We start from the raw sequence: 17871 nt of genomic DNA on the forward strand, positions 1-17871 counted from the left end.
TTTTAACTTGTAAAGAACCATTAACGATTTAAATAAAGTCGTCCTTGTTTTGGTGAAGTGTTACCTTTATTAAAATTAATAACATAAAAATAAACTCCATTTGGTGCTTTTCCATTGATGTCAGTACTAGAATCCGATGCTGTTCCGTCCCAATCCGGTTTATTTTTATTTACGGTGTACATCAAATTTCCATATCGATTGAAAATTTCCAATGTGTAATCAGGATATAAAAAATCAATGTCCGGAATACTAAATGTTTCATTTACGCCATCCCCATTTGGTGAAAACCCATCAGGTATAAAGAAATCAGCCGTAACATCACAATTTGTAAGGGATACAGTAACTTGTAATGGATTTGTTGAAAAACAATTATTAGCAGTCGTAGAATCAAATCCGTAATAGATACGATTATCTTGAAGCAATGTAGTAGCAGACAATTGATTTCCACTTACTGCACCATCAAACCAAACTAAAGTACCGTTACTAGTAACATTATCAGATAAATTTTGAATTGTAGGATTATCTAATCCACAAAAGTTTTCACCATCTTGATTTAAAATTGGTGTTGATAATTCATTTATTACAATTGCTACCATTTCTAGTCCGGATTCACATCCTGTTACAGAATTTATTTCTTTTACATAATAATTACCTGTTACCAAAAGTGCGCTACTATTTAGAGCAGTCGTACTTGTCAATGAATTATACCATCGGTATTGCGAACCATTTGGAATTAAGTTGGCAACAGTAGCATTTTCAACTTTACAAAATTCCTGATTCGTAACTGTTGGATTGTTTGGTATTACATTTATTAAAAAACTCTTAGAATTTGGATTTATTATTGCTGAGCAACCATTATTTACATTAGTAAGGTCAGTAATCGTAAATGAAGTATTACCTGTGTTAGGAAGATTATTTACCGGCATTACAAAACTAGCTTTTCCAGAATTCACTGCTAAGGTTACTATTTGCGAAGCACTGTTATTAGACCCTGAAAGAGTATAGCTTAAAAAAATAGATGTTAAATTCCCTAATCCTGAGAGTTCCACAGTGACAGGTTGATTTTGGCAAACATCTTTAATAGTAACTACTAAATTGGTTACATCTGGCAATGCTTTAACAACAAAATCTTTAGACAAGGTTGCCATATTGGTACAGCCGGTAGTGAGATTTCTGATATTTGTAATTGCAATTGTTGTAGTACCAATATTTGGAATTAAACCTGTTGGTATAAAAAATGAAGTAAGTCCACCGGTAACGTTGATAACAGTCGATTGTGCCGTGGCTATATTACTTCCAGATAAATTATAAACAATAGTATAACTTCCGTCAGCAAGATTGGAGGTCCCCGAAAATTCTACTGCGGCGTCAGAAGTTTGACAAACTGGAGCAATAGTAAGTGTAGCGTTATTGATTTTAGGAATTGGGTTAATTTTAATCACTCCCGAAATTAAAGGAATTATATTATTACAAATATTAAGTGATGAGCCACTGACAATATTTGTAACCGTGATAGTGTAATTTCCGGGAACAGAAAAATTATTAGAAGCAATTGGAAAAGTCAAAACATTATTTGAAAAGTTTTGAATAGTTGTTATTGGCGATCCAATACCTGATATAGTATACGTAACGCTATAACTTCCATCTGGAATATTCACAACATCTTTCAAAGTGGCTGAAAAAGCTGTTACAGCAATTTCTTTTTCACAAATGGGTGTATTGACAGTTAAAGTTGCTCCTGTATAATCGAGTTGTTTTTCAATGGTAATATCTACACTTGATGACTGATCATCACAAACATTATTATCCGTGAATACTGTATAAGTAAAACGAAATGTCCCAGGTCCTTTGGTATTATAAATATTTTGGATATTAATAGTGGAATCAGTATCGTCGTTATTGTCGATTTCATCCGTTACAGTCTCAGTCCAAATACCGTTACTATCCTCCCCTATTAGTTGATCGTTTAAATTAAAATTGGTGTAAGCACTTAGTTCATTGGAACACAAATTCAAATCATACGGAGTTCCAGGCTGTGGCGATCGATAAATTGTTACAAAAATTTTAACTTCTGGAGGCGCTGCACAAGAACCAATAGCTGGTATTGAATACGTATATTCGTAAGTACTACCAGGATTTAAATTTGTAGCATCCAGTATATTATTATTTAAGCCTATATTACTTGTATTTCCAACCCAAGTACCACCCAGTTGTGGCGCTAAAAAATCACCATTAAAAGCCTCAAATAAATTATAAGCTTGTTTGGTATTACAAATTGAAGCATTGGACCCCGGTACTCCTGTATATCCACCTACAGTTATGGATATAACCGCAGTATCTGTACAACCTAACCCATCCGAAACAGTATACGTGTATTTATAGACACCACTTTTCTTAATTAACTGAGCATTAAGAATTCCCGTCGTTCTATTTAATCCTCCTGATCTATCATCATCTTTCCAAGTTCCGCCAGAAATATGAGAACCTAATTGCAAATTCAAATCTATAGCTGTACTAGATACGTTTGAAATATCGCAAATAGTTATGCTGTTATCATCATTTCCAGCAATTCCTGAACATTGTGCATAGGCATCATAGGTACAAAAAATAAAAAGAAAAAAAGAAAAAAAACAATAAAGGTGTTTAACTCTAATTAAGGGTAATTTTATAATCATAAATGTTTCATTTTACCAAAAATAAACATTTTCATACGATTTTTACATACTTTTTTCTAAAATTAAAATCCCTTTAGTTTTTGAATAATAAGCATATTACTTAATATTCTGCTTCCTAAATTAGAATAAGGACTTTACATAATACAAAAGAGCCCTGCAAATAATTACAAGGCTCTAAAGATTAACAAATTTCAACCTCTATAAAAAATTATTTTTTTGGTAATACAACAGCGTCAACAACGTGAATCACACCGTTAGATTGGTTAACATCAGCAATTGTTACTTTAGATTTTCCACCATTTTCATCAGTGATGTATAAATCTTTTCCTTTCATCCAAGCAGTCAAAGTACCACCGCTTACTGTTTTCATTGTAGCTTTTCCATTGCCCTTTTTAATAGCTTTAGCGATATCCGAAGCGTTCATTTTACCTGCAACAACATGATAGGTAAGAATTGTTTGTAACATTTTCATGTTTTCTGGCATCAATAATGTTTCTACTGTTCCTTTAGGCAATTTATCAAATGCGGCATTTGTTGGGGCAAAAACGGTGAACGGTCCTTTACTTTGTAAGGTTTCAACTAAACCAGCCGCTTTTACTGCAGCAACTAAAGTGGTGTGATCTTTGGAATTTACTGCGTTCTCAACAATGTTTTTAGACGGATACATCGCAGCACCACCAACCATTACTGTTTTTTGAGCGAAAGAAGTTGCTCCTAATACTACCGTAAATAATGCAATCGATAAAAATTTTCTAGTTTTCATAAAATCTATTTTTTTAAGTTATATAAAAGCATTTACGCACTATAAGCACTTTTGGTTTTAAAAAAATTAAAATATTTTTTAAAATACTGATTTTAAACTATTTGAAAGCTACTTTTTTTTACTATTGTGAAAATGATATAAAGTAAAAATGTTCTACTGCTAAAACTTTTAAACAAAAAAAAGCCTCGCAAATTGCGAGGCTTTCTATATTCAAAAAATTTCAAGAAATTATTTTTTCTCTGATTTTTCCATTTTAGCTTTCAATGCAGCTAACATATCATTGTTATCACCTAAAGTTGCAGCTGGTGCATTTGTAGATGAGTTAGATGAAGTGTTTTCAGTAGCTGTTTTCACATTTTTCTCTTCTTCTTCACGGAAGATAGCAGTGTGAGATGCAACTACTCTTTTAAATTCTTTGTTGAATTCGATTACTTTGAAATCAGCTGAATCACCTTTTTTCAATTTCTTTCCGTCTTCTTTTTCAAGGTGACGAGTAGGAATGAAAGCAACGATATCATCTCCGAATTCTACAGTAGCTCCTTTGTCAACGATTTCAGAAATTTCACCATTGTGGATAGTTCCTACAGCGAATGAATCTTCATACTGATCCCAAGGATTAGCAGTAGTTTGTTTGTGACCTAAAGATAATTTACGTCCATCAACATCTAATTCTAATACTACTACGTCTAATTTTTCACCAACATTTACAAATTCAGATGGGTGTTTGATTTTCTTAGTCCAAGATAAGTCAGAGATGTAAATTAATCCATCAATTCCTTCTTCTAATTCTACGAAAATACCAAAGTTTGTAAAGTTTCTAACGATACCTGAATGTTTAGAACCTACAGGATATTTAGAAGTGATATCAGTCCAAGGATCTTGAGACAATTGTTTGATACCTAATGACATTTTACGGTCATCTCTGTCTAAAGTTAAGATAACTGCTTCAACAACATCACCTACTTTTACGAAATCTTGAGCAGAACGTAAATGAGTAGACCAAGACATTTCAGAAACGTGGATCAAACCTTCAACACCTTCAGCAACTTCGATGAAAGCACCGTAATCAGCGATTACAACTACTTTACCTTTTACTTTGTCTCCAATTGCTAATTTAGCATCTAGAGCATCCCAAGGGTGAGCATTTAATTGTTTCAATCCTAATTGTATTCTTGTTTTTTCGTCATCGAAATCAAGGATTACAACGTTTAATTTTTGATCTAATTCAAGAACTTCAGATGGGTGGTTGATTCTTGACCAAGAAAGGTCAGTAATGTGAATCAATCCATCAACTCCACCTAAGTCAATAAAGACACCATAAGAAGTAATGTTTTTAACAACACCTTCTAATACTTGTCCTTTTTGTAATTGACCGATGATTTCTTTTTTCTGGATTTCGATATCCGCTTCAATAAGCGCTTTATGAGAAACAACAACATTTTTGAATTCGTGGTTGATTTTTACCACTTTGAATTCCATCATTTTGTTTACATATACATCGTAATCTCTAATTGGTTTAACATCAATTTGAGATCCTGGTAAGAAAGCTTCAATTCCGAAAACGTCAACAATCATACCACCTTTAGTTCTGCATTTTACAAAACCATTAACGATTTCTCCTGTTTCGTTAGCCGAAATAACTCTATCCCATGATTTGATAGTACGTGCTTTTCTGTGAGATAAAACTAATTGACCAGTTTTGTCCTCACGGATGTCAATTAATACTTCAACAGTATCACCTACTTTTAAGTTTGGGTTGTAACGGAATTCGTTCAATGAAATAACACCTTCCGATTTTGCGTTGATATCAACGATAACGTCTCTATCTGTAATTCTAACAACTGTACCATCAACCACTTCTTCTTGATCAGTAGCGATAAATGTTTTTGAAACTAGTTCTTCGAATTCTAATAAGTTTTTCTCATCAACAGCATCAATACCTTCTTCGAAATTGTGCCAGTTAAAATTTGCTAAAAACTCTTCTTGTGATTTTACTTGTTCAGACATGCTGATTAAAAATTTGTATTCTGTATTCTCTCGAGTTTCTTAATGTGCCAGAAAACAGCAGAAGTTGTTTGTATAATTAATTGAACCCCAAAGGAAACTCTTATTCACCAAAAGGACTGCAAAAGTAACACATTTATATTTAATGGCAAAATTTTAAAGCTCAGATAATTATTTGAAAATCAAGAGCAAAATACAAGGGTTTATCGGTAGATACCGTTCCCGCTAATATTGCACTTCGAGGTTATCACCTTAACTAGTGCTATTTTTCGCTAATTGTATATATTTGTAAGAAAAAAACAAGATTTATGTACAATTCGTTTCAAATTTTCATTCCTAATAATGGTAAATTTATACTAGGCACTAACTTAACTTACTATCCACTTTTGGCAGTATTTATCATCTTGTTTTTAAATTTACGTGTGCAACCATACCATGGTATAATTAATGTAATATTAGTTGTTTTTATATTTATTTACCTGTATTTAGGTGTTTCCAGAACATATAGAATAAAGCCTATAAAAGGAAAATTAGAAGGGTCCATACTTTTTGAAAAAGATTTTCTTGTAGTAAATAACACCAAAATTAGTCTTTCAAAAATTCAATCAATTAAACTATCTGTAGGGGATTTTACCGGTGAACTCTATCATAGGGCTAATCTTCGCGGTCCTAATTTAAATCCAGTAGCATCAAACGGAACAAATAATTGGATTGAATATGGCTTACAAAATGGTGTGAAAAATAAAATCTTTTTCAAACAAGAATATGATACACAACATGAGTCAATATATCCTTTTTTAAAAACATTAATACAAAAAAAGATAATAACATTAGCAGAGGTTTTAATGATCCTTGATTTTGAAAGTGATTACAATATCCAATCCTTCAAGAATTCATTAAACAAATGATTATCTAATTCAAAAAAAAACCGATGGCGCTATTACAATCGGTTTTTTTTCTATTCTAGTGGCTAATTTGCTCTACATCTTCTGGATTGTGTTTGTGCTTGAACAAAACAGCAAATGCAACCGCAATTATCAGCGCGTAAATTGCAAAAGCCAGCCAAATCGTGTGCCAGTCTTTCATTAAAACTACTTTGCTGAACAATCCATCAGCTCCTATTACATTCCCTTGACCAGTTACAAATTCTAGCATTTTTGAATTTGTAGTTTCTGTTTCCAAAAAACCAGCTAACTCAGTAGTATTATTAAATGATTTTGTAAAATACTTATCAATTGCCCATCCGGAAGTAAAACTTCCCAAAACCGCTCCAAAACCATTGGTCATCATCATAAACAAACCTTGTGCTGAAGAACGATTTTTTGGATCTGTATTCGTTTCCACAAATAATGATCCTGAGATATTAAAGAAATCAAATGCCATTCCGTACACCACGCAAGACATAATAATCATCCATAATCCGCTTGTAGGATTTCCGTAAGCAAACAATCCAAAACGCAATACCCAAGCCAACATACTAATCAACATAACTTGTTTGATTCCAAAACGTCTTAAAAAGAAAGGAATTGCAAGAATAAATAAAGTCTCCGATATTTGAGAAATAGACATGATAATCGTTGAATATTCTACTACGAAAGAATCCGCATATTTTGGAAAATGTTTAAATTCATCCAAGAAAACATCTCCGTACGCATTTGTCAATTGCAGCGCCCCTCCTAAAAACATAGAAAAAACAAAAAACAAAGCCATTTTATAATCAGCAAATAACTTGAAAGACTCTAATCCTAATGTTTCCATAACAGAAGCATTCTCTTTCGATAAGCGCTGGGGTTTACATTTTGGTAAAGTAAAAGAATAAATCCCTAGAACTATAGCGGCTAAACCTGCTATATAAAACTGATATTCAGTTGCTTTATTTCCAGTTAAATTGGTAATCCACATCGCTACAATAAACCCAACTGTTCCCCAAACGCGAATGGGTGGAAAATTTTTTATTACATCTTTATTGTTTAATTTTAATGCCGTATACGATATTGAATTGCTCAAAGCAATCGTTGGCATATAAAAACACATTGCCAAAAGCATAATGTAAATAAAGGTTTCCGGAGTGGAAACTTGTGGCATATAAAATAGAACTGCAGCATATAAAATATGAAGTATTCCGTATAATTTTTCAGCATTTACCCATCTATCAGCGATAATTCCCGTTAGTGTCGGCATAAATAAGGAAGCAATTCCCATTGTTCCAAAAACCAACCCAAACTGCGTTCCTTCCCAATTCTTGGTGCCAAACCAATAATTCGCAATGGTAATCAACCAAGCTCCCCAAACAAAAAACTGAAGAAAGCTCATTATTACCAATCTATTTTTAATTCCCATGAGATGAATTGTTATTTGTTTTTTTAAAAATTAACAGGGCGTAAATCTACTATTAAAAATGAGATCTGCAAATAATTATATCGTTTTAGTAATTTCATTTACCAATTCTAAAACAAGATCAAATTGTTCCTTACGATTCAAATGTGAATTATCAATTTCCATCGCATCTTCAGCCATAACTAATGGAGAATCCTTGCGGTGCGTATCAATATAATCGCGCTCTTCCACATTTTTGAGAACTTCTTCAAATGTGACCGCATCGCCTTTTGCAACCAGTTCATCATAACGTCTTTGTGCTCTTGTAGTTGCACTTGCGGTCATGAATATTTTTAGCTCCGCATCTGGAAAAACTACTGTACCAATATCCCTTCCATCCATTACAATTGCTTTGTCTTTTCCCATTTCTTTTTGCTGTTCCACTAATTTGGCACGAACTTCAGAAACTTCAGCTACTTTACTCACAAAACTAGAAACTTCAATCGTCCTGATTTCAGTTTCAACGTTTACCCCATTCAAATACATTTCGCCAAAACCTAAATCAGCATTGAATTTGAATTGCAATTTTATATTTGGTAAACTAGTAATCAAGGTTTGTTTATCAAAAGATTCCGCATTTATATAACCATTTTGCATCGCAAATAAAGTTACGGCACGATACATCGCTCCCGTGTCTACATAAATATATCCTAAATGATTCGCAAGTTGTTTAGCCAATGTACTTTTCCCCGTAGAGGAAAAACCGTCAATAGCGATAGTAATTTTTTTATTCAAAATGTAAAATTTAAAGTTCTATGTTATATCAAAATTATTATTGGAAATTAACTGTCAGCCCAAATAAACTAGTATTTCCAGCTAATGTGTATCTGGAATATGAATAATTGAATTTCAGTTTATTTAATTTGAGTCCGAAACCCAATGAAACTCCGGAAAAATTCCTTTGTTCTACAAGGCGTAATTCCTCTGCTCTTCTAAAATTATATCCCACTCGCAGGTTAAATGCTTTTTTCGGAAAAAGTTCTACACCCACAATTACGTGCCGCAAAGCATTATTCACGAAGGACACTTTTTCTTCGGTGGATTCACCATCAAAAGAGGATTCTGCTCTGGCTGGATTCGAAAAAGCGATATTCCATTGCTGCAAATTTTCTAATGTAAGATGCCACCGAATAGGAACGTTTTCCAATTCTTGTGACACTCCTGCAATGATTTCAAGCGGCAGTTTCTCATTCGTGCCATTATAAGTTGAAAACTGAGTTCCTATATTCCGAATAGCCAACGCCCAGTTGACATCATTTCTTTCATCAATAAACAAAGCCCCAATATCAAGCGCTCCTCCAAAAGAATGGTAGGTTTCCAAACTGGAAGAAATCAGTTTTGCACTGGCTCCTATATGAATATCGGTATACGGAATATTGTAAGCATACCCAAACGAAAGGGCTATTTCGCTTCCTGTAAATTCAGATGTGGGCTGACCGTTTTCATCAAAACCTTCAAAATTGCCATAGTTGACATAATTTACTCCAACCTGAAAAGTTTGCAAATGCTGGTCGTATGTATAGGCGTAAGAAGCCGTTCCGTAAGTAACTTCTTTATAATAACTGCCATAATTCAAAGCCAGATGGTTGTCCATTTCCGCATTTATGGTTGCCGGATTAAAATGAACCTGATTGACGTCATCATCATAAATCGTGATTACTTTTCCTCCCAAAGCTGCTTGTCTTGGCGAAGTCACTAAATTCAAAAACTGATAGGTATACTTTCCTCCTATTTGACTGTAAGTAACAGCACAAATAATAAGGAAACAGTATAGTAGAAGTTTTTTTAACATGCTTTAAATTGCAGTTGGTATAAAATAAAAACGCAACTGCGAAGATAAAATTATAAATACAATAAATGGCAACTTTGAAACTCGTAATTGCAAATAAAAAATCCAAATTCCATCTCTTGAAAATCAAGTTTTGAAATTTGGATTTTTTGTATTTAGGAGTTGTAACTTATTACAAATCCTTGGCGTTTTTTACATTTTGATCTGTCAAAGCAAATTTTAATACTTCGCTCATTTCTTTTACATAGTGAAAAGAAAGTCCTTCCAAATATTCAGGTTTTATTTCATCAATATCACTCTTATTTTCGTGACACAGAATAATTTCTTTAATATTCGCTCTTTTTGCTGCCAATATTTTTTCTTTGATTCCGCCTACTGGTAATACTTTTCCACGCAACGTAATTTCTCCTGTCATCGCCAAGTTTTTCTTCACACGTTTTTGTGTAAATAAAGAAACCAAAGAAGTTAACATCGCAATTCCGGCACTTGGACCGTCTTTTGGAGTAGCTCCCTCCGGAACGTGCAAGTGAATATTATATTTAGAAAGAATCTCAGAATCCAATCCTAAAAGTTTTGCATTGGCCTTGATATATTCTAAAGCAATTGTTGCAGATTCTTTCATGACCGTACCTAAATTTCCAGTAATAGTCATGGTTCCCTTTCCAGGAGAAAGCAACGATTCTATGAACAGAATGTCACCACCAACAGAGGTCCAAGCCAAACCAGTTACCACTCCGGCAACATCGTTGTTCTCATATTTATCTCTTTCTAATCTAGGAACACCAAGTGTTTTTATGATATCTTCATCTGTAACTTTCTTGTTATATTCTTCTTCCATCGCAACTGATTTGGCTGCGTTACGGATAACTTGAGCAATTTTAGCTTCTAAACCACGAACTCCAGATTCACGGGTGTATCCTTCAACAATTTTCTCCAATTGTTTTTTTCCAATGGTCAAATCTTTAGTTGTCAAACCATGCTCTTTCAATTGTCTTGGAAACAAATGCTGACGCGCAATTTCTACCTTTTCTTCAATCGTATAGCCTGACATTTTGATGATTTCCATTCTGTCTTTCAACGCAGGTTGGATGGCAGCCATATTATTAGAAGTGGCAATAAACATCACTTTAGATAAATCATATCCCATTTCAAGGAAATTATCATAAAACGAATTGTTTTGCTCCGGATCTAAAACTTCCAATAAAGCCGAAGATGGATCACCTTGATTACTGTTAGATAGTTTGTCGATTTCATCCAAAACAAAAACTGGATTCGAAGTTCCCGCTTTTTTCAAACTTTGAATAATTCGTCCTGGCATCGCACCAATATAGGTTTTTCTGTGTCCGCGAATTTCCGCTTCATCACGCAATCCACCAAGGGAAATTCTAACATATTTTCTACCCAAAGCTTCTGCAATAGAGCGTCCAATTGAAGTTTTACCAACTCCTGGAGGTCCTGTCAAACAAATAATTGGGGATTTCATATCATTTCGCAATTTTAAAACTGCCAAATGTTCTATCATTCTTTTCTTAACATCTTCAAGACCAAAATGATCTCTGTCCAATATTTTCTGAGCTCTTTTTAAATCAAAATTATCTTTAGAATATTCGTTCCAAGGCAATTCCAAGAACAACTCTAAGTAATTTCTTTGAATTCCAAAATCAGGCGCTTGTGGATTCATGCGGCGCATTTTAGACAATTCTTTTTCGAAATGTTTTTTGGTTTTCTCATCCCATTTTTTGGTCAAAGACTTTTGCAACATTTCGTCCATTTCCTCTTCCTGAGAAACACCACCCAATTCTTCTTGAATGGTTTTCATTTGTTGGTGCAAGAAATATTCACGTTGTTGTTGGTCTAAATCGAAACGAACTTTGGACTGAATATCATTTTTCAATTCGAGTTTTTGCAACTCAATATTCATATAACGAAGCGTCTCTAAAGCTCTTTCTTTCAATTCATTAATAGCTAACAAGTCTTGTTTCTCTTTAACAGAAAGATTCATATTAGAAGTCACAAAATTGACTAAAAATGATTGGCTTTCAATATTCTTGATGGCAAAAGTAGCTTCACTGGGAATGTTTGGACTTTCTTTAATAATTTGAATCGCTAATTCTTTGATTGAATCCAGAATCGCTACAAATTCAGTATCATTTTTCTTTGGTCTTTTTTCAGGAACTTCCTTGATTTTCGCAGTGATATAGGGCGTTTCATCAATAACAGCATCAATTTCGAAACGTTTTTTACCTTGAAGAATTACCGTTACATTCCCATCAGGCATTTTTAGCACGCGCAAAATACGGGCAACTGTACCTATTTTATGAATATCATCTTTGGTTGGATCTTCATCTTCTTCGTTGATTTGAGCAACAACTCCAATCGTTTTTCCAGCTGCATTGGCGTCATTAATCAATTTAATTGATTTATCACGTCCCGCAGTAATTGGTATTACAACTCCAGGAAATAAAACCATATTTCGCAAAGGTAAAATAGCCAATAATTCCGGTAAAGCCTCATTATTCATTTCCTCCTCGTCCTCGGGAGTCAAAAGTGGAATTAAATCTGCTTCCGAATCAAATTCCTGAAGTGACAGATTGTCAATAGTAAGTATTTTATGATTTGACATATATTATTTAAGTCTTTTTGTCATTAAAAAATTCATTATTTAAGCAAATATAAGGTTTCAAAATAGTCTTTTTATATAAAAGCGATGTTTAATCCTCAAAATTTGCATAACGGTAAAAGAGTCAATCTTTGTGCCAAAAGAAACTATCTTTATCCTATTTTTCATCAGAAAGTAAAAATGCTGACCATTAAAACTGCAACAAATTAATCCCTGCAGGAGCAATCAAATGAAAATTTTAGTTTTATTTTTATAAAAGTGTAACAAAGAAAAAATTAACAAGTCCTTACTATTAAATTACTAGCAGCTGTTTGAATGTAAATCAACATAATATCGAAGAATTGATTTTGCTCTGCAAGCAAAAAAATCAAAAAGCACAATGCGAAATTTACAATCGTTATGCAAAAGCCATGTATAATGTCTCGCATCGAATCGTAAAAGACAGCCATTTTGCAGAGGATGTAATGCAGGAAAGTTTCTTAAAAGCATTCACGCGAATAGATGATTACAAGCAAGAAGTTGCTTTTGGCGCTTGGCTAAAAAGAATTGTGGTGAATTGCAGTATTGATTTTTATAAAAAGAACAACCAATTCAAACCAGAAGATTTTGATGCTACACTTTACAAAATCGAAGAAACAGAAAATGGCATTTTAGAAAACACTTCTTTCAAAGATTTAAAAGTAAAACAAATTTTAGACACCATCACTTCATTGAAATACAATTACAGAATGGTTTTAACACTATTTTTCATTGAAGGATACGACCAAGAAGAAATTAGCGAAATTTTGAATATTAGTTATGCCAATTGCAGAACTACACTGAGCAGAGCCAAAGACTGTTTGCGAAAAAAACTAGAGGAAATATGAAAAAGGAAAATAAAAAACTAGACCAATTATTTAAAAAATTTGAAAATCAATGGGATGTCGAGTCTCCTGAAAGTAATCATGAGCAACGATTTGTACAAAAATTAAAATCTAAGAAATCGAATTGGAAACGTTTTGTTTCTATTGGAATCGCTGCTTCTATAGTACTTATATTAGGACTTTCAATTTTCAATACTACTCCTAAAAAAACTGAGGAATTAAAATTTGCATCAAAAGAAACGAAACAAACGGATTCGATTTTTACTATTTTAATCGAAAAGGAATTAGAAAAAATAAAAGAAAAAAAATCACCTGAAAATGAAAAAATCATCGCTGATGCACTCAAACAAATGCGAACATTGGACAATGATTACTACAAAATAATTAAGGAACTCGAAACCAATGGAGAAAGTAAACAGATTATTTATGCAATGATCCGCAATCTTCAGACGCGGATTTCTTTTTTGCAAAGCGTACTGCAACATATTGAAAATAAGGAACAAAAGATAAACATAGCTGATGAAAAAACAATGTAAAACACTGATTTTATTTATTTTAATTCCATTTTTGGGACATGCAATTGACAATGACTTCCTGCATTTGAAAGAAAAAAATATTAAAAAAGCGTATTATGTCAATCCTAACGCAACGCTTTCGATTGACAATTCGTACGGCACTATTTCAGTAACCACTTGGAACGAAGATAAAATTGAACTTGACATAAGTATCAAAGTTAGCGGTGATAATGAAAATTGGGTCAACCAGCGTATTGAAACCATCGCTGTTGATATAGTCGCTTTGAAAGGAATGATTTCTGCCAAAACAATTCTGGGAAATTCCAATTACAAAGGTCACGGTAAAAACAATAATTTTGAAATAAATTACACCCTCAAAATTCCAAAAAATGGAAGTGTAAAACTCAATAACAAATACGGCAATATCAGTACCTCTGATTTATATGCAGAAGCGGATATCAAATGTAAATATGGAAAGGTAATCTTGGGGAGATTGTATGGAAACAGTACACTTGAAATGGAATATTGCTCTAATTCGAACATTGCATTTCTAAAAAATGGAATGGTAACAGCAAAATATTCGAATCTAAAAATTGGTGAGGCAACTAAGTTAGATTTAATTTCTGATTACACGGATATCGAAATTGAGCAAAGTGATGCCATTAAATACAACAGTAAATATGGGAAAATCAGAATTCAAAATGTAAAAACCTTAGACGCATTAGGAAATTACTTGACGATAAAAATCGGAGAAGTGTTTGATTATTTAAAGCTGAACACAAAATACAGTTCTTTAACCGTTCAATCGATTAATGCAAACGCAAATTCAGTTACTATAATGGCGGGTTATACGGGAATAAACATTGGATACCACACTAATTTTGCTTTTGATTTTAATGTGCTTTTAAAATATGCAAACTTTAAATATGATTCTGATTTAGAAATTGATTCTAAAGAAGAAGTGTCAAATTCAAAAAAATATAGTGGTTTTCACAAGAAAAAAGGACTTAACAATTTGAATATAATTTCAGATTATGGAAACGTAATATTAACTAAAAACCAATAACCTAAAAACAAAACTTATGAAAAAATCAATTCAATTATTTGTCAGTTGCGCAGTATTAATCACGTCGATGGCCCAAGCACAATGGTCTTCTAAATCCAAAATAAATGGAAACGGAAACGTTGTATCTGAAAAAAGAACGACATCTTCGTATGATGAAATTGCTGTAACAGGCTTTTTTGATGTAGAATTAGTTTCTGGAAATGAGGGAAACATTACTGTAAAAGGAGAAGAAAATTTACTGCCTTACATCAAAATTGAAGTTGCGAATCAAGTTTTGAAAATTTATTCAGAAAAGAACAAATACATTAGTAGCAGCAAAGGAAAACAAATTATTATAACTGTTCCTTTCGAAAGTATTAATCAAGTTTCTTTGACCGGTTCCGGAGATGTGTTGACTAAAAATCGCATCCAATCAAAATCATTTTCAGCTAAACTAATTGGCTCAGGCGACATGAATTTAGAAGTAGAAGCAAACGATCTTGACGCCAATTTAAGTGGTTCAGGAGACTTAAATATAACTGGAACAGCGGTAAATTTAAACAGTAATTTAAACGGATCAGGCGATATAGATGCCGCAAATTTAAAAGCTAAAAACGTAACAGCGACCGTTTCTGGATCAGGAGACAATACTGTTTTCTGCAGTGAAAGCATTCATGCCAGAGTTTCAGGTTCTGGAGATATTGAATACAAAGGCAATCCAAAGAAAAAAGATACCAAAGTGACTGGATCAGGGAATATTTCAAAGTCTTAACTTCGAATTTAGCATTATACAATAAGGTGTTTTATTAATTTAAAACGCCTTTTTTTGGCACTCTTTTCAGCAATAGAATGGCTATTACAAAAAATACTCCCAAAAATACGATGGCAAGTCTCGGGCTGCCAGTAATCTGATCAATGATTCCGTAGACTAACATTCCTATTACGATTCCAATTTTTTCAGCAACATCATAAAAACTAAAAAAAGAAGCTGTATCCTGCGTTTCTGGCAATAGTTTAGAATAAGTAGAACGCGATAAAGCCTGAATTCCTCCCATCACCAAACCTGCAATTGACGCCATTACATAAAAATGTATGGGTAAAGTGATAAAAAATGCAAGTGCACAAAATACTGCCCAAATACAATTAATAAAAATCAAAGTTGGAATATTACCAAATTTTTCTGATGCTCTAGAAGTTAGAACTGCGCCGAGAACAGCTACTAATTGAATGATTAATATACAAATAATTAAACCCGTTGTACTTTCCGCTTTAGAAGACCAAGCAATTTCTTGTGCACCAAAGTAAGTAGCGACAAGCATTACAGTTTGCACTGCCATACTCGAAACAAAGAAACCTCCTAAATATCGTTTCAATGCAACGTTTTCTTTTAATAAAATCCATACCTTTTTCAACTCTTTAAAACCATTCAAGACAACATGGTGCGTTACTTTGTTGTTTGCGTTTTTATTTCCTTTTGGTAAAAAATAATACGTGTACTGACTGAATAAAACCCACCAAACACCTACCATTACAAAGGAATATCGCATGGCTTTCATAGCTGCTTCACCATCAGTCCCAGAAATCCCAAAAAGCTTTGGTTTCATAATCATCGCTAAATTGATAATCAATAAAATTACACTTCCTATATATCCTAAGGAATATCCTTTGGCGCTAATTTTATCTTGTTGCTCCACATAAGCAATATCTGGTAGATAGGAATTATAAAAAACTAAACTGCCCCAATATCCAATCAATCCTAGAAAATAAAATGCTAAACCAAGGTATATATTGTCAAGATTGAACCAATACAATCCCATGCAAGACAAAGCTCCCAAATAACAGAAGAATTTCATAAATGATTTTTTATCTCCAACATAATCAGCAATACCAGATAATAGTGGAGAAATAAAAGCCACTAATAAAAATGCAAAAGCGGTAACAAAACTGATTAAAGCTGAATTTTTTAGATGTAAGCCAAAAACATCAATGTAATGATTTCGCTCAGAAAACAAGGCTTCATAAAAAATAGGAAATACTGCAGATGCAATGGTAAGTGTATAAACTGAATTTGCCCAATCATAAAAAGCCCAAGCATTTAATAATTTTTTACTCCCTTTTTCTAAATCTGCCATATTTACTTAATTTATGCTGCGAATTTATTTAATTTTTATTGATAAAATTCAAAAAACAGCTTTATTTGATATTAACAAATTGCGCCATAATTACAATGTATTTAAAAGTCGCAAAATAGTATACCAAAAAGGGCTACTCTCACTTGAGAATAGCCCATTTCGATGTTCGATAAAGAACACTATGATTTCAAATTGTTACCTATAGATAATACCCACTTTGGTTGCTAAAGCTTTAGCTTCCGGGATCAATGCTTTCAAATTTGCGATTCTAGTAGCATCAGACGGGTGCGTACTCATAAATTCCGGCGGTGCTTGACCTGAAGATTTTGCAGCCATTCTAGACCAGAAAGTTATAGATTCCTCCGGATTATATCCAGCAATTGCCATTAAAGTCAGACCAATTTTATCTGCTTCAGTTTCGTGATTTCTACTAAAAGGAAGCATAACACCAAACTGAGACCCTAATCCATACGCTTGACCCCATATTTGTTGTGTTTGTTCACTTTTACCTCCAGTCGCTACTGCAACTCCTACCGCACCTAATTGTTGCAATTGAGCAGCACTCATACGTTGCGCACCGTGATTTGCCAATGCGTGAGATACTTCATGCCCCATTACAGTCGCTAAACCCGAGTCATTCAATGTTACTGGCAAAATCCCGGAATAAACAACAATTTTCCCTCCTGGCATACACCAAGCATTCACTTCCTTATTGTCAATTAATTTGTATTCCCAACGGTATTCAGTCAAATATTGTGATTGACCTAAATAGGTCAAATATTTTTCGGCTGCAGCCTTAATTCGCATCCCAACTGCTTCCACTTTTCTAGCCTCTGCAGTTCCGGTAATTACTTTATTTTCCTTTAAAAAAGTACCATATTGTTGAAAAGATGTTGGAAACAGTTCACTGTTAGAAACAAAATTCAAACTTTTCTTCCCTGTAAGTGGATTAGTAGCACAAGAATAAACTAATCCTGCTGCAAAAATCCCTATTAATAAATGTTTTTTCATAATTTTAAATATTAAATAATTAACAAAAATACACGAATTCTAACGTCTAATATTTACACAATTAAATATAAAAGTTTC

Annotated in this window: 14 protein-coding genes; 5 read left to right on the plus strand and 9 right to left on the minus strand. The window is 33.2% G+C overall.

Features of this window, described 5'->3' with window-relative positions; all coding sequences use genetic code 11:
• Positions 1-20: 20 nt before the first annotated feature.
• From DR871_RS08470 to rpsA, 3 genes are all read right to left on the minus strand, one after another.
• Positions 21-2675: a gliding motility-associated C-terminal domain-containing protein gene (locus tag DR871_RS08470; RefSeq protein ID WP_113665690.1), complete on the minus strand. Its 2655-nt coding sequence runs from the start codon at positions 2673-2675 to the stop codon at positions 21-23.
• Positions 2676-2883: 208 nt separating this feature from the next.
• Positions 2884-3438 carry a fasciclin domain-containing protein gene (locus DR871_RS08475; protein WP_113665689.1) on the minus strand — a complete coding sequence of 185 codons (555 nt, stop codon included), beginning with the start codon at positions 3436-3438 and terminating at the stop codon, positions 2884-2886.
• A gap of 228 nt (positions 3439-3666) precedes the next feature.
• Positions 3667-5445 (minus strand): 30S ribosomal protein S1, encoded by a 1779-nt coding sequence (gene rpsA / locus DR871_RS08480; protein WP_113665688.1) that lies wholly within the window; start codon positions 5443-5445, stop codon positions 3667-3669.
• A 305-nt stretch (positions 5446-5750) separates the two neighbouring features.
• Here rpsA and DR871_RS08485 point away from each other — a divergent pair, with 305 nt between their 5' ends.
• On the plus strand, positions 5751-6350 hold the full coding sequence (locus DR871_RS08485) for a YdbT family protein (RefSeq protein ID WP_113665687.1): 600 nt from the start codon (positions 5751-5753) through the stop codon (positions 6348-6350).
• Between the two features lie 55 nt (positions 6351-6405).
• Here DR871_RS08485 and DR871_RS08490 read toward each other — a convergent pair whose 3' ends face one another.
• The 4 genes from DR871_RS08490 to lon all read right to left on the minus strand — a co-directional run bounded on the left by DR871_RS08490 (position 6406) and on the right by lon (position 12230).
• Entirely contained in the window at positions 6406-7782 is a 1377-nt protein-coding gene (locus tag DR871_RS08490; protein WP_113665686.1) for a nucleoside permease, read from the minus strand.
• Between the two features lie 75 nt (positions 7783-7857).
• Positions 7858-8553, minus strand: a complete 696-nt coding sequence (gene cmk / locus DR871_RS08495) for a (d)CMP kinase (protein WP_113665685.1) — start codon at positions 8551-8553, stop codon at positions 7858-7860.
• Positions 8554-8590: 37 nt separating this feature from the next.
• Positions 8591-9610 carry a type IX secretion system protein PorQ gene (gene porQ / locus DR871_RS08500; protein ID WP_113665684.1) on the minus strand — a complete coding sequence of 340 codons (1020 nt, stop codon included), beginning with the start codon at positions 9608-9610 and terminating at the stop codon, positions 8591-8593.
• A gap of 169 nt (positions 9611-9779) precedes the next feature.
• Positions 9780-12230, minus strand: coding sequence for an endopeptidase La (gene lon / locus DR871_RS08505; protein WP_113665683.1), 2451 nt, complete (start codon positions 12228-12230; stop codon positions 9780-9782).
• 308 nt (positions 12231-12538) lie between these two features.
• Between lon and DR871_RS08510 the strand changes: the two genes are divergently transcribed.
• From DR871_RS08510 to DR871_RS08525, 4 genes are read left to right on the plus strand one after another with little or no spacing between them, the layout of a single operon-like run.
• The gene (locus DR871_RS08510) at positions 12539-13093 is read left to right on the plus strand and encodes an RNA polymerase sigma factor (protein ID WP_113665682.1); all 555 of its coding nucleotides are present in this window, start codon (positions 12539-12541) and stop codon (positions 13091-13093) included.
• The gene (locus DR871_RS08515) at positions 13090-13626 is read left to right on the plus strand and encodes an anti-sigma factor (protein ID WP_113665681.1); all 537 of its coding nucleotides are present in this window, start codon (positions 13090-13092) and stop codon (positions 13624-13626) included. Before DR871_RS08510 ends, DR871_RS08515 begins: the two co-directional genes overlap by 4 nt.
• Positions 13610-14671 (plus strand): hypothetical protein, encoded by a 1062-nt coding sequence (locus tag DR871_RS08520; protein WP_113665680.1) that lies wholly within the window; start codon positions 13610-13612, stop codon positions 14669-14671. Before DR871_RS08515 ends, DR871_RS08520 begins: the two co-directional genes overlap by 17 nt.
• 16 nt (positions 14672-14687) lie before the next feature.
• Complete coding sequence (locus DR871_RS08525) at positions 14688-15422, plus strand: head GIN domain-containing protein (protein ID WP_113665679.1); 735 nt, start codon at positions 14688-14690, stop codon at positions 15420-15422.
• A gap of 34 nt (positions 15423-15456) precedes the next feature.
• On the opposite strand, the gene DR871_RS08530 is transcribed toward DR871_RS08525, so the two are convergent.
• Positions 15457-16782, minus strand: a complete 1326-nt coding sequence (locus DR871_RS08530; protein ID WP_113665678.1) for an MFS transporter — start codon at positions 16780-16782, stop codon at positions 15457-15459.
• A 195-nt stretch (positions 16783-16977) separates the two neighbouring features.
• Positions 16978-17793 (minus strand): M48 family metallopeptidase, encoded by an 816-nt coding sequence (locus DR871_RS08535; RefSeq protein ID WP_113665677.1) that lies wholly within the window; start codon positions 17791-17793, stop codon positions 16978-16980.
• Between the last annotated feature and the right edge of the window lie 78 nt (positions 17794-17871).

This window comes from Flavobacterium petrolei (assembly GCF_003314435.2).
GTDB lineage: Bacteria > Bacteroidota > Bacteroidia > Flavobacteriales > Flavobacteriaceae > Flavobacterium > Flavobacterium petrolei.

Bases quoted from the DNA above. Each gene is read 5' to 3' on its own strand.
- DR871_RS08470 (WP_113665690.1), bottom strand. From the start codon at position 2,675: ATGATTATAAAATTACCCTTAATTAGAGTTAAACACCTTTATTGTTTT.
- DR871_RS08475 (WP_113665689.1), bottom strand. From the start codon at position 3,438: ATGAAAACTAGAAAATTTTTATCGATTGCATTATTTACGGTAGTATTA.
- rpsA (WP_113665688.1), bottom strand. From the start codon at position 5,445: ATGTCTGAACAAGTAAAATCACAAGAAGAGTTTTTAGCAAATTTTAAC.
- DR871_RS08485 (WP_113665687.1), top strand. From the start codon at position 5,751: ATGTACAATTCGTTTCAAATTTTCATTCCTAATAATGGTAAATTTATA.
- DR871_RS08490 (WP_113665686.1), bottom strand. From the start codon at position 7,782: ATGGGAATTAAAAATAGATTGGTAATAATGAGCTTTCTTCAGTTTTTT.
- porQ (WP_113665684.1), bottom strand. From the start codon at position 9,610: ATGTTAAAAAAACTTCTACTATACTGTTTCCTTATTATTTGTGCTGTT.
- lon (WP_113665683.1), bottom strand. From the start codon at position 12,230: ATGTCAAATCATAAAATACTTACTATTGACAATCTGTCACTTCAGGAA.
- DR871_RS08515 (WP_113665681.1), top strand. From the start codon at position 13,090: ATGAAAAAGGAAAATAAAAAACTAGACCAATTATTTAAAAAATTTGAA.
- DR871_RS08520 (WP_113665680.1), top strand. From the start codon at position 13,610: ATGAAAAAACAATGTAAAACACTGATTTTATTTATTTTAATTCCATTT.
- DR871_RS08525 (WP_113665679.1), top strand. From the start codon at position 14,688: ATGAAAAAATCAATTCAATTATTTGTCAGTTGCGCAGTATTAATCACG.
- DR871_RS08530 (WP_113665678.1), bottom strand. From the start codon at position 16,782: ATGGCAGATTTAGAAAAAGGGAGTAAAAAATTATTAAATGCTTGGGCT.
- DR871_RS08535 (WP_113665677.1), bottom strand. From the start codon at position 17,793: ATGAAAAAACATTTATTAATAGGGATTTTTGCAGCAGGATTAGTTTAT.